The 24386-nt window shown below is 71.0% G+C and carries 26 protein-coding genes and 1 pseudogene; 22 read left to right on the forward strand and 5 right to left on the reverse strand.

Annotated features, from left to right (window positions below; genetic code table 11):
• Window positions 1–109, forward strand: a pseudogene (locus tag HCU73_RS16920) (IS5/IS1182 family transposase); the annotation flags it as partial.
• A 9-nt stretch (window positions 110–118) separates the two neighbouring features.
• Here HCU73_RS16920 and HCU73_RS16925 read toward each other — a convergent pair.
• Window positions 119–994 (reverse strand): UTP--glucose-1-phosphate uridylyltransferase, encoded by an 876-nt coding sequence (locus HCU73_RS16925; RefSeq protein ID WP_168624670.1) that lies wholly within the window; start codon window positions 992–994, stop codon window positions 119–121.
• Window positions 995–1337: 343 nt separating this feature from the next.
• Here HCU73_RS16925 and HCU73_RS16930 point away from each other — a divergent pair, with 343 nt between their 5' ends.
• From HCU73_RS16930 to HCU73_RS16955, 6 genes are all read left to right on the forward strand, one after another.
• Window positions 1338–2477, forward strand: a complete 1140-nt coding sequence (locus tag HCU73_RS16930; protein WP_168624671.1) for an NAD(P)H-dependent glycerol-3-phosphate dehydrogenase — start codon at window positions 1338–1340, stop codon at window positions 2475–2477.
• Entirely contained in the window at window positions 2474–3244 is a 771-nt protein-coding gene (locus HCU73_RS16935) for an HAD-IIB family hydrolase (protein WP_168624672.1), read from the forward strand. The genes HCU73_RS16930 and HCU73_RS16935 overlap by 4 nt, the downstream gene beginning before the upstream one ends.
• Window positions 3245–3259: 15 nt before the next feature.
• Entirely contained in the window at window positions 3260–4744 is a 1485-nt protein-coding gene (ggpS, locus tag HCU73_RS16940; protein ID WP_168624673.1) for a glucosylglycerol-phosphate synthase, read from the forward strand.
• A 278-nt stretch (window positions 4745–5022) separates the two neighbouring features.
• Complete coding sequence (gene tig / locus HCU73_RS16945) at window positions 5023–6348, forward strand: trigger factor (protein WP_168624674.1); 1326 nt, start codon at window positions 5023–5025, stop codon at window positions 6346–6348.
• A 314-nt stretch (window positions 6349–6662) separates the two neighbouring features.
• On the forward strand, window positions 6663–8225 hold the full coding sequence (locus HCU73_RS16950) for a hypothetical protein (protein WP_168624675.1): 1563 nt from the start codon (window positions 6663–6665) through the stop codon (window positions 8223–8225).
• A 100-nt stretch (window positions 8226–8325) separates the two neighbouring features.
• On the forward strand, window positions 8326–8796 hold the full coding sequence (locus HCU73_RS16955; protein WP_168624676.1) for a hypothetical protein: 471 nt from the start codon (window positions 8326–8328) through the stop codon (window positions 8794–8796).
• A gap of 10 nt (window positions 8797–8806) precedes the next feature.
• On the opposite strand, the gene HCU73_RS16960 is transcribed toward HCU73_RS16955, so the two are convergent.
• From HCU73_RS16960 to rpsF, 4 genes are all read right to left on the reverse strand, one after another.
• A complete protein-coding gene (locus tag HCU73_RS16960; RefSeq protein ID WP_168624677.1) occupies window positions 8807–9994 on the reverse strand; it encodes a PQQ-dependent sugar dehydrogenase in 1188 nt (395 codons plus the stop codon).
• Window positions 9995–10080: 86 nt separating this feature from the next.
• A complete protein-coding gene (gene rplI / locus HCU73_RS16965) occupies window positions 10081–10671 on the reverse strand; it encodes a 50S ribosomal protein L9 (protein WP_168624678.1) in 591 nt (196 codons plus the stop codon).
• 13 nt (window positions 10672–10684) lie between these two features.
• Entirely contained in the window at window positions 10685–10912 is a 228-nt protein-coding gene (rpsR, locus tag HCU73_RS16970; protein ID WP_168624679.1) for a 30S ribosomal protein S18, read from the reverse strand.
• A gap of 17 nt (window positions 10913–10929) precedes the next feature.
• A complete protein-coding gene (rpsF, locus tag HCU73_RS16975) occupies window positions 10930–11361 on the reverse strand; it encodes a 30S ribosomal protein S6 (RefSeq protein WP_168624680.1) in 432 nt (143 codons plus the stop codon).
• Window positions 11362–11598: 237 nt separating this feature from the next.
• Between rpsF and HCU73_RS16980 the strand changes: the two genes are divergently transcribed.
• From HCU73_RS16980 to HCU73_RS17050, 15 genes are all read left to right on the forward strand, one after another.
• Complete coding sequence (locus HCU73_RS16980) at window positions 11599–11853, forward strand: hypothetical protein (protein ID WP_168624681.1); 255 nt, start codon at window positions 11599–11601, stop codon at window positions 11851–11853.
• A gap of 152 nt (window positions 11854–12005) precedes the next feature.
• Window positions 12006–12983: a hypothetical protein gene (locus HCU73_RS18640; protein ID WP_210730691.1), complete on the forward strand. Its 978-nt coding sequence runs from the start codon at window positions 12006–12008 to the stop codon at window positions 12981–12983.
• A gap of 118 nt (window positions 12984–13101) precedes the next feature.
• Window positions 13102–14046: an ACP S-malonyltransferase gene (fabD, locus tag HCU73_RS16990; protein ID WP_168624682.1), complete on the forward strand. Its 945-nt coding sequence runs from the start codon at window positions 13102–13104 to the stop codon at window positions 14044–14046.
• Window positions 14039–14614, forward strand: a complete 576-nt coding sequence (locus HCU73_RS16995) for a hypothetical protein (protein ID WP_168624683.1) — start codon at window positions 14039–14041, stop codon at window positions 14612–14614. The genes fabD and HCU73_RS16995 overlap by 8 nt, the downstream gene beginning before the upstream one ends.
• A 49-nt stretch (window positions 14615–14663) precedes the next feature.
• On the forward strand, window positions 14664–15401 hold the full coding sequence (gene fabG, locus HCU73_RS17000) for a 3-oxoacyl-[acyl-carrier-protein] reductase (protein ID WP_168624684.1): 738 nt from the start codon (window positions 14664–14666) through the stop codon (window positions 15399–15401).
• Window positions 15402–15612: 211 nt separating this feature from the next.
• Window positions 15613–15846, forward strand: a complete 234-nt coding sequence (locus HCU73_RS17005) for an acyl carrier protein (protein ID WP_168624685.1) — start codon at window positions 15613–15615, stop codon at window positions 15844–15846.
• 168 nt (window positions 15847–16014) lie between these two features.
• Window positions 16015–17271 (forward strand): beta-ketoacyl-ACP synthase II, encoded by a 1257-nt coding sequence (gene fabF, locus HCU73_RS17010; protein ID WP_168624686.1) that lies wholly within the window; start codon window positions 16015–16017, stop codon window positions 17269–17271.
• Between the two features lie 7 nt (window positions 17272–17278).
• Window positions 17279–18442 carry an endolytic transglycosylase MltG gene (gene mltG, locus HCU73_RS17015; protein WP_168624687.1) on the forward strand — a complete coding sequence of 388 codons (1164 nt, stop codon included), beginning with the start codon at window positions 17279–17281 and terminating at the stop codon, window positions 18440–18442.
• Between the two features lie 241 nt (window positions 18443–18683).
• Complete coding sequence (locus HCU73_RS18795; RefSeq protein ID WP_168624688.1) at window positions 18684–19037, forward strand: hypothetical protein; 354 nt, start codon at window positions 18684–18686, stop codon at window positions 19035–19037.
• Window positions 18964–20307, forward strand: a complete 1344-nt coding sequence (locus tag HCU73_RS17025) for a DNA-packaging protein (RefSeq protein ID WP_168624890.1) — start codon at window positions 18964–18966, stop codon at window positions 20305–20307. Before HCU73_RS18795 ends, HCU73_RS17025 begins: the two co-directional genes overlap by 74 nt.
• A 100-nt stretch (window positions 20308–20407) precedes the next feature.
• Entirely contained in the window at window positions 20408–21571 is a 1164-nt protein-coding gene (locus HCU73_RS17030) for a phage portal protein (protein WP_168624689.1), read from the forward strand.
• Window positions 21568–21813: a GTA head formation protein, RCAP_rcc01685 family gene (locus HCU73_RS17035; protein WP_168624690.1), complete on the forward strand. Its 246-nt coding sequence runs from the start codon at window positions 21568–21570 to the stop codon at window positions 21811–21813. Before HCU73_RS17030 ends, HCU73_RS17035 begins: the two co-directional genes overlap by 4 nt.
• 9 nt (window positions 21814–21822) lie before the next feature.
• A complete protein-coding gene (locus HCU73_RS17040; RefSeq protein ID WP_168624691.1) occupies window positions 21823–22398 on the forward strand; it encodes an HK97 family phage prohead protease in 576 nt (191 codons plus the stop codon).
• A 25-nt stretch (window positions 22399–22423) separates the two neighbouring features.
• The gene (locus HCU73_RS17045; protein ID WP_420853592.1) at window positions 22424–23626 is read left to right on the forward strand and encodes a phage major capsid protein; all 1203 of its coding nucleotides are present in this window, start codon (window positions 22424–22426) and stop codon (window positions 23624–23626) included.
• A gap of 169 nt (window positions 23627–23795) precedes the next feature.
• Complete coding sequence (locus tag HCU73_RS17050) at window positions 23796–24380, forward strand: head-tail connector protein (RefSeq protein ID WP_239025617.1); 585 nt, start codon at window positions 23796–23798, stop codon at window positions 24378–24380.
• The last annotated feature ends 6 nt before the right edge of the window (window positions 24381–24386 follow it).

The raw sequence follows: 24386 nt of genomic DNA on the forward strand, positions 1-24386 counted from the left end.
GTGCCGTCTCAAGGACTGGCGCAGGATCGCAACCCGATATGACAAGCTCGCACGCAACTTCCTCGCAGCCGCCCAGATCGCCGCAGCCTTCATCTGGTGGATCAATTGAGTCCGGAGCCTAGGCGGCCCGCACCGCGGCAGGGGCGATCTCGGCCAGGACCTCGGCATAGTCGGGGTCCTGCGCGGCCAGGTGCAGCGTCGCGCGCAGCATCCCCGCCTTGGACCCGCAGTCGAAGCGCAGCCCCGAGAAGCGGTAGCCGGATAGCCCGACCGCCCCCGCGCCGCGGGCGATGGCGTCGGTCAGCTGGATCTCGCCGCCCGCGCCCGGGGTCTGGGTGGCCAGAGCGTCGAAGATCGACGCGTCGAGGACGTAGCGGCCCACCACCGCCTCGCGCGAGGGGGCGGCCTCGGGCGCCGGTTTCTCCACCATGCCCGAGGCGGCCACCACGCGGCCCGCGGTGCCGGTCGCGCTGAGGATGCCGTATTTCGACACCTCGGCGCGGGGCACGGTCATGGTCGCCACCATGTGTCCGCCCGCGTAGGCGTCGATCATCTCGGGCAGGGCGGGGGCGTCGAGGATCAGGTCGTCGGGCAGGATCACGGCGACGGGGCCCGGCAGCACGTGGTCGCGCGCGCAGAGCACGGCATGACCGAGGCCCAGCGGCTCATGCTGCATGGTGAACACCACGTCATCGGCGCGGGGGCAGAGTGCGGCCTCCTCCAGCGCCTCGGCGACGGCGGTCTTGCCGCGCGCCTGCAGCTCGGCCCGGAGCGCGGCGTCGTCCATCACGTGGCGTTCGATGGCCGCCTTGGAGGGGTGGCTGACGAAGATCATCCGCTCCACGCCGGCCGCGCGCGCCTCGTCGATCGCGTACTGGATCAGCGGCGTGTCGATCACCGGCAACAGCTCCTTGGGCGTCGCCTTGGTGGCGGGCAGGAAGCGGGTGCCGAGGCCGGCCACGGGAAAGATCGCGGTGCGGACGGGGGTGGTCATGGGACGGTCTCCTTCGTCTGGTCCTGATCTGCGCTGCATTGCAGCAGGATAGGCTCTTGTGCGGAAATGTCAAAAAGCGACCAAATATGGTCGGAAATGGTCATCCGGCCTGCCCGATGCCTGTGCGGGCTGCGCAAATTTCGGGCAGATGCCGTGCCCGGGGCAGGTGCGGGGCGCCGCCATTCCCGGTGTCAAGCGGGCTTTTTGCACGCGCGGCATTGATTTTTCGGCGCAGACATGCATCTTTTGCGACATGCAAGGTCATTAAACGACATATGCCGCGGCACGACCCCCGTCTGCCGCCCCGTCAGCCCGTCCCCGAGGCCGACCCTCCGAGGTGCCCATGAAACATCAGCCGCTCTCCGGCGATCCGTTGCCGTCCCATGCCCACCCCTACCGCTCCGCCGCCGTGATCGGCGCTGGGTCCTGGGGCACGGCGCTGGCCGTCACGCTGGCCCGCGGCGGGGTTCAGACCCGGCTCTGGGGCCGGGACCGCGCGGTGGTCGACGGGATAAACCGGGCGCGCGAGACGCGCTTCCTGCCGGGCGTGCCGATGCCCGCGGGCCTGAACGCGGTGCACGAGATGGAGGCCGCGCTGGCCGGCGCAGATGTCGCGCTGATCGTCGTGCCCTCGCGCGCCGTCCGGTCGGTGGCACGCGCGGTGGCCGAATACGCCGCCCCCGGCCTGCCCGTGGCGGTCTGCGCCAAGGGGATCGAGGCCGAGACCGGCCTGTTGATGACCCAGGTCGCCGAGGAGGAGCTGGGCCGCCGCCCCGTCGGCTGCGTCTCGGGCCCGACCTTTGCGCGCGAGACGGCGCTGGGCCATCCCACCGCCGCGACCGTGGCCTTTCCGTTTTCCTACGCCGACCGGCTCAAGCCCGCGGACAGCGCCGCGGTGCGGCTGGCCCTGTCGCTGTCGACCGAAAGCTTCCGCGCCTATGTCTCGGACGACCTGGTGGGCGTCGAGATCGGCGGCGCGCTCAAGAATGTCATCGCCATCGCCTGCGGGATGATGACCGGCGCGGGCTTTGCCGAGAACACCCGCGCGGCGCTGATCACCCGCGGCGTGGACGAGATGAAGAACCTCGCCGAGGCGCTGGGCGGCCGCCGCGAGACCGTGACCGGCCTGTCCGGCGTGGGCGACCTGACGCTGACCTGTTCCAGCCCGACCTCGCGCAACATGGCGCTGGGGCTGCAGCTGGGGCAGGGGGTGGCGCGCGCCGACTGCTTCGACGGCGAACCCGTCGTGGTGGAGGGCGAGGTGAACGCGAAATCCGTCACCGACCTGGCCCGCCGGGTCGGCGTGACCCTTCCGATCTGCGAGACGGTGCGGGCGATCCTGCACGAGGGCGCCCCCCTCGGGGATGCCTTCGCCGCGCTCTGGGCCCGGCCCATCGAGGCCGAGCCGCGGGCGATGGACCTGTCCTTCTCGCATCCCGCAACCGACCAAGCCATTGCAACACTTGCAGAAAGGATCTCATGACCCGTCACGAAACCTTCGCCAGACCGACCATCGCCGACAAGGACTTCGTTCTTGCCACCGACCTTGACGGCACCTTCCTCGGGGGCACCGAGGAGAGCCGCCGCAAGTTCTATTCCTGGATCGAGGAAAGCCGCGACCGCGTCGGCCTGATCTTCGTGACGGGCCGCGACCCGGGCCATGTGCGCGACCTGACGCGCCGCCGCGGCGTGCCGCGCCCCGACTACGTGGTGGGCGACGTGGGCACCACCATCGCCGAGGTCGACGACGAGCATTTCCTGGCCCCGATCGCGCCGCTGGAGGCCGAGATCGCGGCCGCCTGGAACGACGCGGGGATGCGCGTGCAGGCGGCGCTGCGCAGCGTGCCGGGCCTGACGCTGCAGTCCTCGGGCTTCCGCTTCCGGGTCAGCTACGACATGGACCCCGACCGCTTCGACGACCGCGCCTTCGACATCGTGGCCGAGCTGGGGCTCGACGCGCTGGTCTCGGCCGACCGCTACTTCGACGTGCTGCCCAAGGGGGTGAGCAAGGGGCCGTCGCTGCTCCGGCTGCTGACGCACCTCGGCGTGGACAACCGCAAGGTGCTGGTGGCGGGCGACACGCTGAACGACCTGTCGATGCTGACCATGGGCCTGCCCGCCGTCGCGGTCGGCAATTCCGAGCCGGCGCTGATCTCGGCGCTGGAAGGCATGGAGCATGTCCACCGCGCCCGCGAGGAGGGTGTTGGCGGCATCGCCGAGGCGATCCTGCACCACAAGCTGCTGCAGTAAGGGGAGGGCGCGCGCATGGCATCCGATCTCGTCATCGTCTACCACCGTCAACCTTATGAAGAGGTTGAGGAAAACGGCAAGATCGTGTTCCGCGAGAACCGCAGCCCCAACGGCATCGTGCCGACGCTCAAGGGGTTCTTCGGCCGCGTGAACCACGGCGCCTGGGTGGCGTGGAAGCTGGCCGAGGACCCCGCCGACCCCGGCTTCGAGCGGCGGGTCGAGATCGACGATGCCCATGGCCGCTACACCGTCTCGCGCCTGCCGCTCACCGAGCACCAGGTGCGGGAGTTCTACCACGTCTCCTCCAAGGAGGCGTTCTGGCCGATCCTGCATTCCTTCAAGGAACGCTACAACTACGACCCGGTCGACTGGGAGAACTTCCAGGACGTGAACCGCCGCTTCGCCGAGGCCGCCGCCGAGGAGGCGGCCGAGGGCGCGCTGGTGTGGGTGCACGACTACAACCTGTGGCTGGTGCCGGGCTACCTGCGCCGGATCCGGCCCGATGTGCGCATCGCCTTTACCCACCACACGCCCTTCCCGGCGGCCGACATGTTCAACGTGCTGCCCTGGCGCAAGCAGATCGTGGAAAGCCTGCTGGCCTGCGACGATGTCAGTTTCCACATCCCGCGCTATGCCGCCAACTTCGTGTCGGTGGCGCGCAGCCTGTTCGACGTCGACGCGACGCAGCGCGTGCAGGTGCCCGAGCGCCTGTTCACCGAGGGCACCGCGCTGACCGAACGCACGGTGCACGAGCGTCTGACCTGCGACGGGCACGTGACGCAGGTCAGCGTCTGCCCGCTGGGCGTGGCGACCTCCTTCATCGAGGACCGCGCCCGCCGGCCCGAGACCGAGGCGCGCGTCAAGGCGATCTGGGACGACCTGCGCGGGTCCAAGCTGATCGTCTCGGTCGGCCGGACCGACTACACCAAGGGCGGCGCGCAGCAGCTGCAGAGCTTCGAGCGCGTGCTGGAGGCCAACCCCGAGCTGCGGGGGAAGGTGCGGCTGATGCATGTCTCGGTCTCGGCCAACCGCAACATGTCGGCCTACGAGGACATCCAGACCGAGATCGAGCAGATCGCGGGCCGGATCAACGGCCGGTTTGGCACTCTGGAATGGCAGCCGGTGGCGTTGATCTCCCGCGCGATCCCCTTTGACGAGCTGGTGTCCTACTACCGGGCCGCCGACGTGGCGTGGATCACGCCTCTGGCGGACGGGATGAACCTCGTGTGCAAGGAATTCGTCGCGGCGCGGGTCGACGGCGACGGGGTGCTGGTGCTGTCCGAGTTCGCCGGCGCGGCGGTGGAGCTGGGCGATGCCCTGATCGTGAACCCGTTCTCGAACCGGGCGATGGACCGCACCATCCGCCAGGCGCTGGAGATGGACGGCCCCGAGCGGCGGCACCGGATGGAGCGGCTGCGCCGCGCCGTGGCCGAGAACGACCTGAGCCAGTGGGGCCCGGGCCGGCTCGAGGTGACGCCGGGGCCGAAACGCGCGGCCTGAGCGCCGCGCGGGGAAAACGCGCGTTTTCCGCTGTCGCTCTTTCTGGGCGCTGCGGGCCGTGGGCGTCTTGCTGCAGCAAGACGGCCCGGAAAACCGCGGTTTTCCGGGCCGCGAAACTGCAGTTTCGCGCCGCCGCCCGCGGCGGGCGGCGCTTGGCCCGGATTCGGCTTGCAGTGCTGCGCCACCAATCCTAGAAGGGCGCGAATTTCGTGATGCCATCGGGTTGTCCCGGGTTGCAGACGGCTGCCCGGTCCGGCCCCGACTTTCGTGAGGATGCGATGCAGATCACCGAGACCCTGGCCGAGGGCCTGAAGCGCGAGTACCAGATCACCATCACCGGCGCCGACCTGGAGGCGCGCGTGAACGAGAAGCTGGTCGAGGCGCAGCCCGAGATCGCCATGAAGGGCTTTCGCAAGGGCAAGGTGCCGATGGCGCTCCTGAAGAAGCAGTTCGGCCCCCGCCTGATGGGCGAGGCCATGCAGGAGGCCGTCGACGGCGCGATGCAGGGCCACCTGGACGAGACCGGCCACCGCCCGGCGATGCAGCCCGAGGTCAAGATGGTCAACGAGGACTGGAAGGAAGGCGACGACATCGTCGTGTCCATGTCCTACGACATGCTGCCCGAGATCCCGGCGATCGACTACAAGGCGATCAAGCTCGAGAAGCTGGTGGCCAAGCCCGCCGACGCCGACATCGACGAGGCGCTGCAGAACCTCGCCAAGAACGCCCAGAACTTCGAGACCAAGAAGGGCAAGGCCGCCGACGGCGACCAGGTCGTGATCGATTTCGTCGGCAAGGTCGACGGTGAGGCCTTCGAGGGCGGCGCGGCCGAGGATTACCCGCTGGTGCTGGGCTCGGGGTCGTTCATCCCCGGCTTCGAGGACCAGCTTGTGGGCGTCAAGGCGGGCGAGGAGAAGGCCGTCGAGGTCAGCTTCCCCGAGGAATACGGCGCCGAGCACCTGGCCGGCAAGGCCGCGGTCTTCGACGTGACCGTCAAGGAGGTGAAGAAGCCCGTCGCCGCCGAGGTGGACGACGAGCTGGCCAAGAAATACGGCGCCGAGAGCCTCGAGGCGCTCAAGGGCCAGATCTCCGAGCGCATCGCCGCGGAATACAGCGGCGCCGCGCGCCAGGTGCTCAAGCGCAAGCTGCTGGACCAGCTCGACGCGATGGTGAGCTTCGACCTGCCGCCCGCGCTGGTCGAGGCCGAGGCGAACCAGATCGCGCACCAGCTGTGGCACGAGGAGCACCCCGAGGTGCACGGCCATGACCACGGCTCGATCGAGGCGACTGACGAGCACAAGACGCTGGCCGCCCGCCGGGTGAAGCTGGGCCTGCTGCTGGCCGAGCTGGGCCAGAAGAACGAGGTCAAGGTCTCCGACGCCGAGATGACCCAGGCGATCCTGATGCAGGCCCGCCAGTACCCGGGCCAGGAGCGCGCCTTCTTCGAGTTCATCCAGAAGAACCAGGCCGCGCAGCAGCAGATCCGCGCGCCGCTGTTCGAGGACAAGGTCGTCGACTTCATCGTCGAGCTGGCCGATGTCACCGAGACCGAGATCACCAAGGACGAGCTGAAGGCCGCGGTCGACGCGCTGGAAGCCGAGTGATCCGACGCGCCCCCGCGGCGCGCCAGGACAGGACAGGGGCGGCCCCGCCATGGGCCGCCCCTTCGCATGTCGGGGCGCGGCCGTCCGCATTGTTTTTCTAGCGTGACGCGAACGGTCGGCGTAGACTTCGCCTCGGTCGACAGGGTCAGGGTTTCCGCAATTCCGCAAACGGGGCCCCGCGCGCTAGGGTCTGCGCGTCCCGGACCGTGAGCCGGACCGACACGCAAGATGTGGAAGGAAAACACATGCGTCTTTTTGCAGTAAGCCTACTCGGGGCGCTCGCCTGCGGCACGGCTGCCGTGGCGTGCCCCGCCATGAACATGTCGCAGGGGGCAACCACCTACGGCATGGACCAGCTTGGAAGCGTGCAGAGCGTTGCCCTGATGGCGGGCGGCGACCAGCGGCTGGACCAGTGCGGTCTCGGCGCGCTCGGTGTCGGCCAGTTCCGGTCCGCCCCCGACCACTCCTTCGTCGTGCCCGGCGGCAGCGCCCAGGACGTGGTGCTGGCGGTGACGTCCGACTGCGACGCCGCGATGCTGGTCAACAGCGCCGACGGCCAGTGGCATTTCAACGATGACGGCAACGGCAACCTCGACCCGCGGCTGGTGATCCCGGCCGGCGCCGCGCTCGACGGGCAGGTCGATGTCTGGATCGGCACCTTCGCCGGCGGCGAATGCGCCGCGACCCTGAACATCGCCCAGTCCGGCGTCGAGATGCCGATCGCCGTCCCGGCCCCCGGCCCGATGGCCGCCGCGACCCCGCAGCCGATGCCGATGCCCATGCCCGCGCCCGCCCCGGCGCCGCAGGGCAACACGCCGACCTTCTCGCTGAACGGCGCGACCCCGGCGCCGATGCCGCAGCCGATCGTCCCGCAGCCGGCGCAGCCGCAGCCGATGCCGACGCAGACCCTGCCGCAGCCGGTGCCGATGCCGCAGCCCGTGCCGATGCCGATGCCGGTCCCCGTGCCGGTGCCAGCGCCGGCCGCCCCGGTCCCCGTGCCGGTGCCGATGCCCGCGCCGGTGATCCCGGCCGCGATCTGCCCCAACCCCAACATGGTCGGCCCCTCGCTGACGGTGTCCGGCCCGCAGCTGCAGAGCCCGCAGGCCTACATGGCGATGGTCGGGGCCACCCACGACATCAACCCCTGCGCCGACATCGGCGGCTGGGGCTACGCGGACGAGGCGCCGAGCTTCACGCTCTACATGTCGGCGATGGACGGCTACACCTTCACGGCCGAGACCAACTCGGACTGCGACCCGACGATGATCCTGCGGGACGCCTTCGGGCAGTGGTACTTCAACGATGACGGCCCGAACGGCCTGCAGCCGATGATCGAGGTCGACGGCAGCAGCCTGAACGGCCGCGTGGACATCTGGGTCGGCTCCTTCGGGGGCTCCACCTGCCAGGGCACCATCGTGTTCCGCACCGCCTCGGTCGCGCCGCCGATGCCGCCGGTGGGCGGCGGCTGCCCGAACCCGGGCCTGCAGGGCATGATCGTGAACACCACCGGCTCGGCGCTCTACAGCCCGACCGACTACCAGACCATGGCCGGCGGGTCGCAGGACATCAGCGCCTGCGGGCTCCCGATCTCGGGCTTCGGCTTCGTCCAGGCGCAGCCCAGCTTCACCTTCTTCCTCTCGGGGATGCAGGAGTATGGCCGGCTGGAGATCCAGGGCGAGGCGGCCTGCGACACCATCATGCTGGTCCGCACGCCCGACGGGATGTGGCACTTCGACGATGACTCGAACGGCAACTTCAACCCGATGATCAACCTGACCAACACCTTCATGCTGAACGGTCGCGTCGACATCTGGATCGGCAGCTACGGCGGCACCTCCTGCCCGGCGACCGTCGAGATGGAGACCTGGTACAACTGACCGGCCGCACAACGGCCAGACCTCCGGCCCCCGGGAGATGCCTCTCCCGGGGGCCGTTTCGTTCACGCTTCCTTAGGGGGCGGCTGGCAGGATCTTCGCCATGATGCGGCGCGTGATCCCCTGTCTCCTCGCCCTGGCCTGGCCCCTGGCCGGCGGCATCGGCCCGGCCCTGGCCTGCCCCGACCCGCGCGCCGTCCCCGCCCGGTGGGAGGCCGCAACCGGGCGCGACCTGTGGTCGCCGGCGGTGTTCCCGGTCGAGGCGGGGGGCGACACGCTCCTGTCGCGCTGCGGCGTCGGCGGGCGCGGCCACGTCCGGTCCCCGCCGGATTTCCTGTTCGATCTCAGCCGGATGGGCCGCTACGACCGGCTCCATGTGCGGTCCAACGCCGACTGCGATACGGTGCTCCTCTTGCGCGACCCGGCCGGGCGCTGGCATTTCGACGACGACAGCGGCACCGGGCGCACCGCCTCGCTCAGCCTGGCGGACCCGGCCGATGGCGCCTACGCGATCTGGGTCGGCACCTACCGCGGCCGCCCCTGCCGCGCGCGCCTGACGCTGGAAACCTTCTGATGCCGCCGCCTCAGCGCGACAGCCGCATCAGCCGCGAGGCCGGCCCCTCGTCGGTGACGAACAGGACGGAGCCGTCGAGGTCCACCGCCACGTCGCGCACCCGGCCCACGCCCTCGGCCAGCCGTTCCTCGCCCGTCACCGCGTCGTCGGTCAGGTCGAGCCGCACCACCGCCTGCGCTACCAGCCCCGCGGCCAGGATGTCGCCCTGCCAGTCGGGGAACATGGCCCCGTCGTAGACCACCATGCCACCCGGCGCGATCACCGGGTCCCAGTAGTAGCGCGGCTCGACGAAATCGGGCGCATGGGCGGCGCGGCCATCGCCGATCGCGCGCCCGTCGTAGTTCACCCCGTAGCTGGCGACGGGCCAGCCGTAGTTGCCGCCCGGCACGATCAGGTTCAGCTCGTCCCCGCCCGCGGGCCCGTGTTCCAGCACCCAGAGCCGGCCCTCGCCATCGACCGCGGCACCCTGCACGTTGCGGTGGCCGTGGCTCAACAGCCCCGGCAGCGCGCCGGGCACGCCGGCGAAGGGGCCGTCGGCGGGGGCGCTGCCGTCGGGCATCACGCGGATCACCGCGCCGTAGCCGGTGGCGGGGTCCTGCGCGCGGCCGGCGTGGCGCATCCGGTCGCCGGTGGTGATCGCCACGCTGCCGTCGGGCAGGGGCACCACGCGGCTGCCGAAATGACCCGGGGTGGGCGCGGGCGGATCCTGGCGGAAGATCTCGGCCAGCCCCTCGATCCGGGTCAGGTCGGGCGACAGCGTGGCGCGCGCGGCGGCGGTCGCCGATCCCATCAGGCCGGCCGGCGCGGCGTAGGTGAGGTAGAGCGCCCGGCTCTCGGCGAAGTCGGGGGCCAGCGCGAGGTCGAGAAGCCCGCCCTGCCGCCGGGCCACCACCTCGGGCACACCGGCGAGGGGCGCCGAGACCGTGCCGTCGGGCGCGACGTGGCGCAGCGTGCCGCCGCGCTCGGTCACGAGGTAGCCGGCGCCGCCCGGCAGCACCGCGACGGCCCAGGGCGTGTCGAGCCCCGCGGCGACCTCGGACAGGGCCGGGGCGGGCGCGGTCACCTGCGCCGGCGCCTCGGTCTGGCCGGGAAAGGCGGGCGTCACGTCGGGGCGGTTCGGGGCGCCATCGGGCCAGGGCTGGGCATGGGCCGAGGCCGCGGCGGCGAGGGCGGCGAGCAGGGCGAGGGCAGGGCGCATGGGGCAATCTCCGGTCCGGGTCCGCGCAACGAAATAGGCCGCATCCCGGGGGATGCGGCCTGAACTTATCGCGAAGGACGCGAGGCTTAGCCCTGCGGGCCGTCGCCCTCGTCCTCGGAGGTCGCGCCGCCGATATCGTCGAACAGCTCGGCGATCTCGAATTCGGCCGCGGCCTCTTCCTCGGCGGCGAGCTCCTGGATCGTCTTGCCCGACGCCTGCAGCTCGGCCTCTTCGGGCGAGCGGGCGACGTTCAGGACGATCTCGACCTCGACCTCGGGGTGCAGCACGACCTGCACCGCGTGCAGGCCCAGCTCCTTGATCGGCCGGTTCATCTGCACCTGGCGGCGGTCGACGGTGACGCCCGCCTCGGTCGCGGCATCGGCGGCGTCGCGGGTGGTGACGGATCCGTAGAGCGCACCGGCGTCGGACGCCGAGCGGATGATGACGAAGCGCTGGCCGTCAAGCTTGGCGGCGAGGGCCTCGGCCTCTTTCTTGGTCTCGAGGTTGTTGGCCTCGAGCTGCGCCTTCTGGGCCTCGAAGGACTTCAGGTTGGCGTCGTTGGCGCGCAGGGCCTTTTTCTGCGGCAGCAGATAGTTGCGGGCGTAGCCGTCCTTGACGGTCACGACCTCGCCCATCTGGCCGAGCTTGGCCACGCGTTCGAGCAGGATGACTTCCATGGGTCGGGCCTCCTTACTTCACGGCGTAGGGCAGAAGGGCCAGGAACCGGGCGCGCTTGATGGCCTGGGCCAGCTTGCGCTGATTCTTGGCGCCGACCGCGGTGATGCGGGAGGGCACGATCTTGCCGCGCTCGGAGATGTAGCGCTGCAGGAGACGCACGTCCTTGTAGTCGATCTTGGGGGCGCCTTCGCCCTCGAAGGGATCGGTCTTGCGACGGCGGAAAAACGGTTTGGCTGCCATGGTCTCTCTCCTTCCTCTCAGCGGCGCTCGCGGCGGTCGCCGCGGTCACCACGATCCCCGCGATCGCCCCGGTCACCCCGGTCGCCGCGATCCCCGCGGTCGCCACGGTCACCGCGCTCGCGGTCGTCCCGCTTCTGCATCTGCACCGACGGGCCCTCTTCGTGGGCCTCGACCTTGACGGTCATGACGCGCATCACGTCGTCGTGCAGGCGCATCAGGCGCTCCATCTCCTGCACGGCGGCCGGCGGCGCGTCGGTGCGGAAATAGGCGTAGTGGCCCTTGCGGTTCTTGTTGATCTTGTAGGCCATGGTCTTGAGACCCCAGTATTCGGTCTCGACCACGTTGCCGCCGTTGTCCTTGAGGATGGTGCCGAAGTGTTCGACGAGGCCCTCGGCCTGCGCGCCGGACAGGTCCTGACGCGCGATCATCACATGCTCGTAGAGAGGCATGGAAGCTCCAGTTCTGTTACGGGCGTCTTTCAAAGGCCGGGGCATCTGCCGTCCCCGCCCCCCGGACCACGAGGGAGTACGCCGATCATCAGACATGCGGCGAGGACCCGCGGCGTATAGCGGCCGGGGCCGCGCGTGGCAAGCCCCGTGGCGGCGGCGGCACCTGCCCAATTCTCGCCATGATTCCGGCGCAGAATTGCTCGGCTCAAGATGAGTCGTTCACCGGGGGGTGACACCATGCGCGATACCTGGACACCGACTGGCTGGCAGCGGTCGCTTGCCTTGGCCCTGCGCCGCTTCGGCGCGGAGGAGGACGGGCTTTCCACGGTGGACTGGGTGGTGATCGCCGCGGGCGCCACGGCGATGGGGATCATGACCCTCAGCACGGGGCGCGACACCGCGACCGACTATTCGGCCGATATCCGCACCGAGCTGGAGGGCGGGCGCTTCGTCGCGCCGTGGCTCGACGCGCTGCCAGTGCAGCAGCCCTGACGGCGCGGCGCGCGCGACCCACGTGCCCCGCCGGATGACCCCGACGCCGCCGCGCCGCGGAAGCATCCGATTGCCGCCAAATTTCCAACACATGTGCCCAATATCCCGACGGGGAAATGTCCGGCCCCCGGGCCATCCATGGGATGAGGTGCATGTTGCGTATCGGCTCGAACCTGCGTCGCCCGGTCGTCCGGTTCCTGACCGAGGACGACGGCGTGTCGACGATCGACTGGGTTCTGATGTGCTGCGGCGCCACCGGTGCCGCGATGATCCTGCTCAACGTCACCGGCCGCGAGGTCGGCACCTATTCGGGCGACGTGCGCGACGAGCTGCAGTCGTCCTATTTCCAGGCGTCCTGGACGGAGGCGGTGGAGCTGCCGCCCCAGGACGAGTGGGGCAACCAGGGCGTCATCACCCCTGTCTACGAGGGCGGGACGGGCGGCAGCGATGCCTTCGAGCAATTCCTGCGCGGCAACAACGGCCACGGCAACGACGCGGACGGCTGCGACGCGTCGAACCCGGGCAACAACCCCAACTGCGTGGGCGACACCACCGACGATGACGGCGCCCCCGGCGGCGGTGGCGGCACCGTGACGCCGACCCCGACGCCCACGCCGACGCCCACCCCGACGCCGACCCCGACGCCCACGCCGACGCCCACGCCGACGCCGACGCCCACGCCCACGCCCACGCCCACGCCGACCCCGACGCCGCCGGCCGCGACCTGCCCGAACGGCAGCCAGACCGGCACGGCGCTCATGGCGAGCGGGACGCAGCTGTGGTACATCCTGACCTATGCCAACATTCCCGCCGGCGGGCCGCTGCGGATCGAGGATTGCACCGGGTTGCCGGGCACGGGCCGCATCACCCTGAACCCGACCTATTCGCTGACCGTCTACGACATGCAGGGCTACAACCGGCTGGAGATCGAGACCTACGGCAACTGCAACACGGTCCTTCTTGTGCGCGATCCGGCCGGCAACTGGTACTACGACGACAACAACGGCGACGGCTCGAACGCCGAACTCAACGTGCCGAACAACCCCACGCTGTCGGGCCGCGTCGACATCTGGGTCGGCACCAAGGGCGGCAACAGCTGCAACACGACGCTGGAAATCGAGACCTGGTGATCCGCCCCAAGGGCGACAGGACAAGGGGCGGCCCCGGCGCGGGCCGCCTTTTTCGTCGCGTTGCGCCGGGGGCGGCCTTGCGCTAGCCCATGGCGCGAGTGGACCACGAGGGACAGCGATGACACGAGCCTTTCTTTTCCCCGGCCAGGGGGCGCAGACCATCGGCATGGGGCGTGACCTGGCCGAGGCCTACCCGGCCGCGCGCGCGGTGTTCGACGAGGTCGACGCGGCGCTGGGCGAGAAGCTGTCGGCGCTGATCTGGGAGGGCGACCAGGACACCCTGACCCTGACGCGGAACGCGCAGCCGGCGCTGATGGCGACCTCGATGGCGGTGATGGCGGCGCTGAAGGCCGAGGGGGTCGAGGTGACGGCGGCGGCCTATGTGGCGGGTCATTCGCTGGGCGAATACTCGGCGCTGGCGGCGGCCGGCGCGCTGAGCCTGGGCGACGCGGCGCGGCTGCTCAGGCTGCGGGGCGAGGCGATGCAGAAGGCGGTGCCGATGGGCGAGGGGGCGATGGCGGCGCTCCTCGGGCTCGACTTCGAGGCGGTCAGCGCGATCGCGGCCGAGGCGGCCGAGCACCAGGTCTGCGCCGCGGCCAACGACAACGACCCCGCGCAGGTGGTGATCTCGGGCCACCGCGCCGCGGTGATGCGGGCGGTCGAGATCGCCAAGGTGCAGGGCGCCAAGCGGGCGGTGATGCTGCCGGTCTCCGCGCCCTTCCATTGCGCCCTGATGGAACCCGCCGCCGACGCGATGGCCGAGGCGCTGAGCCACGTCGACATCGCCGAGCCGAAGGTGCCGCTGGTCGGCAACGTGACGGCGCACGCCGAAAGCGACCCGATGCTGATCGTGAACCACCTGGTTGACCAGGTGACGGGGCGGGTGCGCTGGCGCGAGAGCGTGCAGTGGATGGTCGCCCACGGCGTGACCGAGACCTGGGAGATCGGGGCGGGCAAGGCGCTGTCGGGCATGGTCAAGCGGATCGAGCGGTCGGTCGAGACCCGCGGCCTTGCCACGGCCGACGAGGTGCGCGCCGCCGCGGCGGCGGTTCACGGTGCGTAGGCGGCTCTGGCTCTGGCTGGCCGCGGCGGCGGTGGTCGTCGCGGGGACGGCGGGCCTGATCGCGCTGGCCACCGCGGGCGGCACCATCCTGCGCGTGGAGGAGGGCCGGCGCATCATCGTCGAGGGCCCGATCACCGGGGCCGCGACGGAACGGTTCCAGCGCTTCGTCGAGGCCAACCCGGGGCTGCTGGAGGTGGTGCTGGGCGACAACAGCGGCACCGGCGACGTGACCTGGCTGGTGCAGATGGGCGACGTGATCCGGCGCGAGGGGCTGATGGTGCGGGCGACCGGCACGCTGGACAACGACGCCATCTTGCTGTTCCTCGCGGGCACGGTGCGGGGGCTGGACGGTGGCCGGCTGGTTCTGACCGGCGACGCGGCGGCGCGGCGGGCGGGCCTTCCGGTGGACAGCCGTCCGGTGGCCGCGACGCTCAGGACGCAGTACGTGGAGCGGATGCTGGGCAGCCCGGACTTCGCCGCCTACATGGCCGAGACCCGCGCCACGGCGGACCGGGTCGAGATCGGGGCGGCGGAGATCGCGCGCTTCGGGCTGGCGACGGCGCCCTGACGGGCGGAACGGGGCACGGCCCCGCAAGGACGGAAAGCGGAGGACAGGCATGTTCGATCTGACGGGAAAAGCGGCGCTGGTGACGGGCGCCTCGGGGGGAATCGGGGCCGAGATCGCCCGCGCGCTGCACGGCGCGGGCGCGACGGTCGCGCTGTCGGGCACGCGCGAGGCGCCGCTGGCAGAGCTGGCCGGGGAGCTGGGCGCGCGGGCGCATGTGCTGCCCTGCAACCTGAGCGACGCCGCCGCGGTCGAGGCGCTGCCGAAACAGGCGGTCGAGGCGATGGGCGCGGTCGACATTCTGGTGAACAACGCCGGCATCACGCGGGACAACCTGTTCATGCGCATGTCCGACGAGGAATGGGCCAGCGTGCTGGAGGTGAACCTGACCTCGACCTTCCGGCTGTGCCGGGGCGTGCTGCGCGGCATGATGAAGGCGCGCTGGGGCCGGATCGTGAACATCTCGTCCGTCGTCGGCGCGACCGGCAACCCGGGGCAGGGGAACTATGCCGCGTCCAAGGCGGGCATGGTGGGGATGTCCAAGAGCCTCGCCTACGAGGTGGCGAGCCGGGGCATCACCGTGAACTGCATCGCGCCGGGCTTCATCGAGACGGCGATGACCGACAAGCTGAACGACGACCAGAAGGGCAAGATCCTGGGCCAGATCCCGGCGGGCCGGATGGGCAGCGCGGCCGAGATCGGCGCCGCGGCGCTCTATCTCGCCAGCCCCGAGGCGGGCTACGTGACCGGCGCCACGCTGCACGTGAACGGCGGGATGGCGATGATCTGACGGGCCCGTGCCGCGGTGCGGGGCTGACGCGAAGGCAGTTGCCTTCGGTTCGGACTATGCTATAGGCGGCGCAGATTTGGCCGGGGGCTTTCGGGTTTTCGGCAACGGACCGTTTGGGCCATGGCCCCCGCGGCCCGGTGAGCGGCCCGAGAGGCAAAACGCAAACGAAGGCGCCGGGACACGAGCGGCACCGCAACGAACGAGGATGAAGATGAGCGACATCGCAGAGCGCGTGAAGAAGATCGTGGTGGAGCACCTGAGCGTCGAAGAGGACAAGGTGACGGAGAATGCCTCCTTCATCGACGACCTCGGCGCGGATTCGCTCGACACGGTCGAGCTGGTCATGGCCTTCGAGGAAGAGTTCGGGATCGAGATCCCCGACGACGCCGCCGAGACCATCCAGACCTTCGGCGACGCGGTGAAGTTCATCGAGGGCGCGCAGTAAGCGCGGCCGCCTCGGCACGGATGTGACGGCCCCCGCAGCGATGCGGGGGCCGTTTTCCGTTCCGGGACGGCGGCCTGACGCCGGCGCGGGGCCCGAGGGATTGCGCCCGGTCGCCCGCGCGCGGTATCAGGGCCGGAAGGGCAAGATTGCGACAAGGGGACAGCAGGCATGCGTCGAGTGGTTGTGACGGGGCTTGGTCTGGTGACGCCGCTGGCCTGCGGCGTCGAGAAGACCTGGGAGCGGCTGTTGGCCGGGCAGTCGGGCGCGGGCCCGATCACGCGTTTCGACGCGAGCCACCTGGCCACCACCTATGCCTGCGAGGTGCCGCTGGGCGACGGCAGCGACGGGACCTTCAACCCCGACGAATGGATGGAGCCCAAGGAGCGGCGCAAGGTCGACGATTTCATCCTCTACGGCATGGCCGCCGCGGTGCAGGCGGTGGCGGATTCAGGCTGGATGCCCACGGACCGCGACGCACAGGAGCGCACGGGCGTGCTGATCGGGTCGGGGATCGGGGGGCTGTCGTCGATCGCGGACACCTCGATCACCCTGAAGGAAAAGGGGCCGCGGCGGGTCTCGCCGTTCTTCGTGCCGGGTGCGCTGATCAACCTGATCTCGGGGCAGGTCAGCATCCGCTACGGGTTCCGCGGGCCGAACCACGCGGTGGTGACGGCCTGTTCGACGGGGGCGCACGCCATCGGCGACGCGGCGCGGCTGATCCAGTGGGGCGACGCGGACGTGATGGTCGCGGGCGGGGCCGAGAGCCCGATCTGCGAGATCGGCATCGCGGGCTTCAACGCCTGCAAGGCGCTGTCCACCAAGCGCGGACATGAGCCGGAAAAGGCGTCGCGGCCGTGGGACAGCGACAGCGACGGCTTCGTCATGGGCGAGGGCGCGGGCGTGGTCGTGCTGGAGGAATACGAACACGCCAAGGCGCGGGGCGCGAAGATCTACGCGGAGATCCTGGGTTATGGCCTGTCGGGCGACGCCTACCACATCACCGCGCCGCCGCCGGATCACGAGGGCGCCGAGCGCGCGATGCGCGCCGCGCTGAAGCGGGCGGGGCTGCAGCCGTCGGACGTGGATTACGTGAACGCGCACGGCACCTCGACCATGGCCGACACGATCGAGCTGGGCGCGGTGGAGCGGCTGATGGGCAACCATGCGGGCAGCCTGCGGATGTCGTCGACCAAGTCGGCCACCGGGCACCTGCTGGGCGCGGCCGGGGCGATCGAGGCGATCTTCTCGATCCTGGCCATCCGGGACAACGTCGCGCCGCCGACGATCAACCTGGACAACCCCGCCGCCGAGACGGCGATCAACCTGTGCGCCAACGCGGCGCAGGCCGGCGAAATCAACATCGTGCAGTCGAACAGCTTTGGCTTCGGCGGCACGAATGCCTGCCTGATCATGGGACGGGTGTAACACGCCGATGTGGAAGAGCGTCGCCGCCAACGGGATGAGTTTCCTCATCATCGTGCTGATCGCGCTGGCGGGCGCGATCGCGTGGGGGCAGCGCGAGTTCCGCGCCGCGGGGCCGCTGGAGCAGGCGACCTTCTTCGAGGTGCCGCGCGGCGCGACGCTGCGGCGGGTGTCCGAGGATCTGCAGGAAGCCGGCGTGGTGTCGTCGGCGGTGCTGTTCCGGCTGGGCGCCGAGTATGCCGACATGGGCAGCCAGCTGCGGTTCGGGAACTACGAGATCCCGGCCGGCGCCTCGATGGAGGAGGTGCTGGCCATCGTCACCGCGGGCGGGCCGTCGCGGTTCCGCTACACGGCGACCTATGTCCTGCGGCTGGAGGGCACGGGCGAGCTGCGCCTGCGCGAGCGGGTGCCGGGGACCGAGGAGATCGTGGCGCTGGCCGATTTCGCCTACGAGGACGGGGTGCCGGCGGTCTATTCCGACCTGGTGGAGAGCGGCACGCCGGTGGTCTACCGGGTGGCGGTGCCCGAGGGGTTGACCAGCTGGCAGATCGTGGAGGGCCTGCGCGCCGCCGACTTCCTGTCGGGCGAGATCGCCGAGGTGCCGCCCGAGGGGTCGCTGGCGCCCGACACCTTCGAGGTGCGGCGTGGGCAGGACCGGCAGGAGATCCTCGACCGGATGCAGGAGGCGCAGGCGGCGATCCTCGCCGAAGCCTGGGCGAACCGGCAGGACGGGCTGCCGCTGGCCAGCCCCGAGGAGGCACTGATCCTGGCCTCGATCATCGAGAAGGAAACCAGCGTGCCCGAGGAGCGCGGCCGCGTGTCGAGCGTCTTCGTCAACCGTCTGAACCGGGGCATGCGGCTGCAGACGGACCCCACGGTGATTTACGGAATCACCGAAGGACGGGGCGTTCTGGGCCGCGGGCTGCGCCAGAGCGAGCTGCGCGCGGAGACGCCGTGGAACACCTATGTCATCGAGGGCCTGCCGCCGACACCGATTGCGAACCCGGGGCGGGCGGCGATCGAGGCGGCGGTGAACCCGGACACGACGCCCTTCATCTTCTTCGTGGCGGATGGGACGGGCGGCCATGCCTTTGCCGAAACCCTTGAAGAACATAACAGAAATGTCGCCCGCTGGCGCGAGATCGAGGCCGAGCGGGCCGCGTCGGGGCAGTGAGCCGCTGTGCAGGGGTTAATGGCGCGTAAACGGGCGCAGACGCGTTAACCCATTGTAAATAAAAAACTTATTGACCCGCCGAACGGTCCATGGCATCCCTTTGGGCATGCTGGAAGACATGGGTGAACGGCCCGGGGATGCCCCCCGAGGCCGTTTTTTCGTGCGCTGCGCCGGGCTGGCGCGGCCCACCCGTCTCATGTGCTGCTCGTGACCGGGGGATCCTTGGACACGGGGATTTTTCATGACGGACCTGATTTGCGGGGATGACGGGCTGGCGCATGCCGAACGGACGGTGGCGCGGGCCTACAAGGCGCTGGAGGTGGCGGTCGAGCTGTTGGAGAGCACGCTCGACGCGGCACGCGCGGCGCGGGATTGCGACGAAACCGGCGTGATCAAGGATGTGCGGGCCGTGGGCGTCGCCTTCCAGACCGCGCTGCAGCTGGAGGGCAAGGCGCGTGAGGCAGGAAGCCAGAGATACGGGGGGCGCGGGGGCGGAGAGCTCGACCTCGACGCGGCGCGCGCTGAGATCGGGCGCCGACTGGCTCGCCTCCGCGCCGCCGGAGGTGACGGAGACCTTCCTGAAGGGGCTGAGTGACGGGGCGCTGGCGGCGCTGCCGTATCTGTTCGAGGTCTGGGCCCTGCCGCACCAGCTGCCGCCCGAGGGGGACTGGACCAGCTGGGTGATCCTGGGCGGGCGCGGTGCGGGCAAGACGCGGGCCGGCGCGGAATGGGTGCGGGCGATGGTCGAGGGACCGACGCCCGCGGCACCGGGGCGCGCAAGGCGCGTGGCGCTGGTGGGGGAGACCTACGACCAGGCGCTGGCGGTGATGGTGAAGGGGGAGAGCGGGCTGATCGCCTGCTCTCCGCCAGACCGCTGCCCGCGGTGGATCGCGGGGGAGCGGCGGCTGGAGTGGCCGAACGGGGCGGAGGCGCGGTTGTATTCGGCGCATGACCCCGAGGCGCTGAGGGGCCCGCAGTTCGACGCGGCCTGGGTCGACGAGCTGGCGAAGTGGCCGAAGGCGCAGGAGACCTGGGACATGCTGCAGTTCGCGCTGCGGCTGGGGGAACATCCGCAGCAGGTGGTGACGACCACGCCGCGGAACGTGGCGGTCCTGAAGGAGCTGTTGGCGCGGGACAGCACGGTGGTGACGCGGGCGCCGACGGAGGCGAACCGGGCGAACCTGGCGCCGAGCTTCCTGAAGGAGGTGCGGGCGCGCTACGGGCAGCAGCGGCTGGGGCGGCAGGAGCTGGACGGGGAGATCCTGGAGGACGCGGAGGACGCGCTCTGGACGCGCGGGATGCTGGACGGGTTGCGCGCGGACCGGGTGCCCGAGGGGGCGCGGGTGATCGTGGCGGTGGACCCGCCGGTGACGGGGCACGCGGGCTCGGACGCCTGCGGGATCGTGGCGGTGGCGGTGATCGAGCACGGGCCGCCGCATGGCTGGACGGCGGTGGTGCTGGAGGACGCGAGCGTGGAGGCGGCGAGCCCGAAGGCCTGGGCCGAGGCGGCCGCGGCCGCCTACCACCGGCACGGGGCGGCGCGGATGGTGGCCGAGGTGAACCAGGGCGGCGACCTGGTGGCGACGCTGATGCGGCAGGTGGACCCCTTCGTGAACCTGCGCGCGGTGCGGGCGAGCACCGGCAAGACGGCGCGGGCCGAGCCGGTGGCGGCGCTCTACGAGCAGGGGCGGGTGCGGCACCTGGGCGTGCTGGCGGCGCTGGAGGACGAGATGTGCCGGATGACCCGGCGCGGGTTCGAGGGCAAGGGCAGTCCGGATCGGCTGGACGCGCTGGTCTGGGCGCTGACCGAGGGGCTGCTGGCGCCGGGCGCGGGGGCGCTGAAGCCGCAGATCCGGGGGCTCTGAGAGCCGGTTCCGAAACCGACGAGGATTTGGCCTGGAGGGGCCGGGACGGGGGACCCAAGGGGCCGCCCCGTCTTCATGCATCACGTGAGGAGAGAGGCGCATGGTATTGGATTTCTTGCGAAAGGCCAAGGCCGAGACGCCGGAGCGCAAGGCCTCGGCCGGCGCGCGGATCGCGGTCTGGGGCACGGCGGGCCGGGTCGCCTGGACCCCGCGGGACACGGTGTCGCTGACGCGGAACGGGTTCCAGGGCAACCCGGTGGGGTTCCGGTCGGTGAAGCTGATCGCCGAGGCGGCGGCGGCGCTGCCGGTGATCTGCCGGGACCCGAGCCGACGCTACGAGGTGCACCCGGTGCCGGCGCTGCTGACGCGGCCGAACCCGGGACAGGGCAAGGCGGACCTCTTGGAGGCGGCCTATGCGCAGCTGATGCTGGCGGGCAACGCCTATGTGGAGGCGGTGCCGGCCGAGGCGGGCGGGGTGGCCGAGCTGCACGTTCTGCGGTCGGACCGGATGAGCCTGGTGCCGGGCAGTGACGGCTGGCCGATGGCCTATGACTACGTGGTGGGCGCGAACCGGCACCGCTACGCGGCCGAGATCATCTGCCATATCAAGACCTTCCACCCGCAGGACGACCATTACGGGCTGGCCCCGCTGCAGGCGGCGGCGACCGCGCTGGACGTGCATTCGGCGGCGGCGCGGTGGTCGAAGGCGTTGCTGGATAACGCGGCGCGGCCGTCCGGGGCGATCGTCTACCGGGGCGTCGACGGCGCGGGGACGATGAGCGAGGACCAGTTCGCGCGGCTGCAGGAGGAGCTGGAGACGCACCACCAGGGGGCGCGGAACGCGGGGCGGCCGATGCTGCTGGAGGGGGGGCTCGACTGGAAGCCGATGGGCTTCAGCCCGAGCGACATGGAGTTCCAGAAGACCAAGGAGGCGGCGGCGCGGGACATCGCGCTGGCCTTTGGGGTTCCGCCGATGCTGCTGGGGATCCCGGGGGATGCGACCTACGCGAATTACGCCGAGGCGAACCGGGCCTTTTACCGGCTGACGGTGCTGCCGCTGGCGCAGAAGGTGCTGGCGCAGATGGGGCATTGGCTGTCGGGGCTGACGGGGGAGGCGATCGAGCTGGCCCCGGACCTTGACCAGGTGCCGGCGCTGGCCGCGGAACGCGAGGCGCAGTGGCGGCGCATCGCCGAGGCCGATTTCCTGACCGAGGCCGAGAAGCGGCGGATGCTGGGCCTGCCCGAGCGGCCGGAGGGGGCATGAGCGAGCGGGGCACGGGCGGGTCGCGGTACCTCTATGCCCCCTTCGACGCCGCCAATGCCCGGATCGAGGCCAACGAGCGGGTGCAGGACGAGCGCTGGCAGGCGCTGACCTTTCGGCTGGAGGCCATCGAGGCGGCCATCGAGCGGCTGGAGCGGCGGCTGTGGCTGGCGGTGTTCGGGGTGGTGTCGGTGATCCTCGCGCAGGGGGTCCACGAGCTGATGCAGATGAACGGCGCGGGATAGGAGCATGACATGACACAGTTTTCCATGGCCGGGCTGGAGACGAAGTTCGTCCGGTTCGACCCCGAGGACCTGACGGTCACGGGCGGGCGCGAGATCGCGGGCTACGCGAGCCTGTTCGGGGCCTGCGACCAGGGCGGCGACATCGTGGAGCGCGGCGCCTATGCCGGCAGCCTCTCGCGGCTGGCCGAGGCGGGGCGGCGGGTGAAGATGCTGTGGCAGCACGACCCGGCCGAGCCCATCGGCATCTGGGACGAGGTGCGCGAGGACGGCCGCGGGCTGTTCGTGAAGGGCCGCCTGCTGAAGGAGGTGGCGCGCGCGCGGGAGGCGGCGGCGCTGATCGAGGCGGGGGCCATCGACGGGCTGTCGATCGGTTACCGCACGCTGCGCGCGACGAAGGACGGGCAGGGGCGCAGGCTCCTGTCGGAGGTGGAGCTGTGGGAGGTGTCGCTGGTGACCTTCCCGATGCTTCCCGACGCGCGGGTCAACGCCCCGGCCGAGGCGGCCAAGGGGGCGGAGGACCTGCGCGAGCTGGCCCGGGCGTTCGAGGACGCCCGCGCCAGGCTGGCGGCGCGCGAGCCCCGCTGACCCCATCCGCACGGAGAAGAAGGTGATGGAGATGACCGAGACCCGACAGGGCGCGGCGGATGCGCCGCGCGCGGAGCTGGCGCCGGTGGCCGAAGTGACGGAGGCCCTGGGCGGCTTCCTGAACGAATTCAGCCGGTTCCAGGACGACATGAAAGCCAAGTTCCAGAAGCAGGAAGAGCGTATTGCCATGCTGACCACCAAGACCCTGACCCACCCCCGCCCGGCGCTGTCGACCGAGACCGACCGCGGCGCGCCGCACCGCAAGGCGCTGGCCACCTACCTGCGCAACGGCGACGACGACGCGCTGCGCGGGCTCGAGATCGAGCACAAGGGCCTGAACACGGCGGTGAACGCCGAGGGCGGCTTCCTCGTCGATCCGCAGACGGCCGAGACGATCCAGTCGGTGCTGCGGTCGTCGTCGTCGCTGCGGGCGGTGGCCAACGTGGTGCAGGTGGAGGCGACGTCCTTCGACGTGCTGATCGACACCACCGACACCGGCGCGGGCTGGGCCGACGAGGTGGCCGACACGACCGAGACGGCGGCGCCGCAGATCGAGCGCATCTCGATCCCGCTGCACGAGCTGTCGGCCATGCCGAAGGCGTCGCAGCGGCTGCTGGACGATGCGGCCTTCGACGTCGAGGGGTGGCTGGCGGGCCGCATCGCCGACAAGTTCGCCCGCGCCGAGGCCGCGGCCTTCGTGGGCGGCGACGGGTCGGGCAAGCCGACGGGCTTCCTGAGCGCCTTCGCGATGCCGGACGCGGCCTGGAGCTGGGGCACGCTGGGCTACGTGGCGACCGGCACCACGGGCGATTTCGACGCGACGAACCCGGCCGACGCGGTGGTCGACCTGGTCTACGCGCTGGGGGCGCAGTACCGGGCGAACGGCACCTTCGTGATGAACTCCAAGACCGCGGGCGCGGTGCGGAAGATGAAGGATGCCGACGGCCGCTTCCTGTGGTCGGACGGGCTGGCCGCGGGCGAGCCCGCGCGGCTGATGGGCTACCCGGTGCTGATCGCCGAGGACATGCCCGACATCGCGGCCGACGCCATGGCCATCGCCTTCGGCGATTTCCGCGCGGGCTACACCATCGCGGAGCGGCCCGAGCTGCGCGTGCTGCGCGACCCGTTCAGCGCCAAGCCGCACGTCCTGTTCTACGCGACCAAGCGGGTCGGCGGCGCGATCTCGGACTACGCGGCGATCAAGCTTCTGAAGTTCGGGCTGTCCTGATCGGGGGCACGGCGGAGTGAGCCATCCCGCCCCGCGCCGGTGACGGTCGCGGGGCGGGCGGGGCGGCGGGCCGTGCGCGATCCAGCTGCGCGTCTCTCCGCTCGAGCAGCGCGGACGGGGCGCCGTCCCACCCCAGACGACGGCAGGAATTTCGGAGAAAGCGACGATGATGATGGTCGAATTGACCTCGGTGCCCGGTGCGGCCTTGCCGGTCGGCGAGCTGGCTGCGCATCTGCGGCTGGCGCGCGGCTTCAGCGACGACGGGAGCCAGGACGGGCAGCTGGAAAGCTGTCTGCGCGCCGCCAGCTCGGCCATCGAGGCGCGCATCGGCAAGGCGCTGTTCGAGCGGCGCTTCGCCCTGACGCTGGTGGCCTGGCACGACCCGGAGGCGCATGTGCTGCCGCTGGCGCCGGTGAGCCGGATCGACAGCGTGAAGGTGATCACGCGGGCCGGGGCCGAGACGCTGGTCGACCCGGGGCTCTACGCGCTGCGCCACGACCGGCACCGGCCGGTGCTGGCGGCCACGGGCACGGCGCTGCCGACGCCGAGCCAGGGCGGGACGATCGAGGTGGAGTTCACGGCCGGCTACGCGGCGGAGTGGACGGGCATCCCCGCCGATCTGCGGCAGGCGGTGCTGATCCTGGCGGGCGAGTTCTGGGGGCAGGACCTGGCGGCGGACACAGGCATGCCGTTCTCGGTGTCGGTGCTCTTGGAGCCGCACCGGCCGATGCGGCTGCGGGGGGCGGCGCAATGAGGGCGC

The organism is Roseicyclus persicicus (genome assembly GCF_012395815.1).
Lineage (GTDB): Bacteria > Pseudomonadota > Alphaproteobacteria > Rhodobacterales > Rhodobacteraceae > Roseicyclus > Roseicyclus persicicus.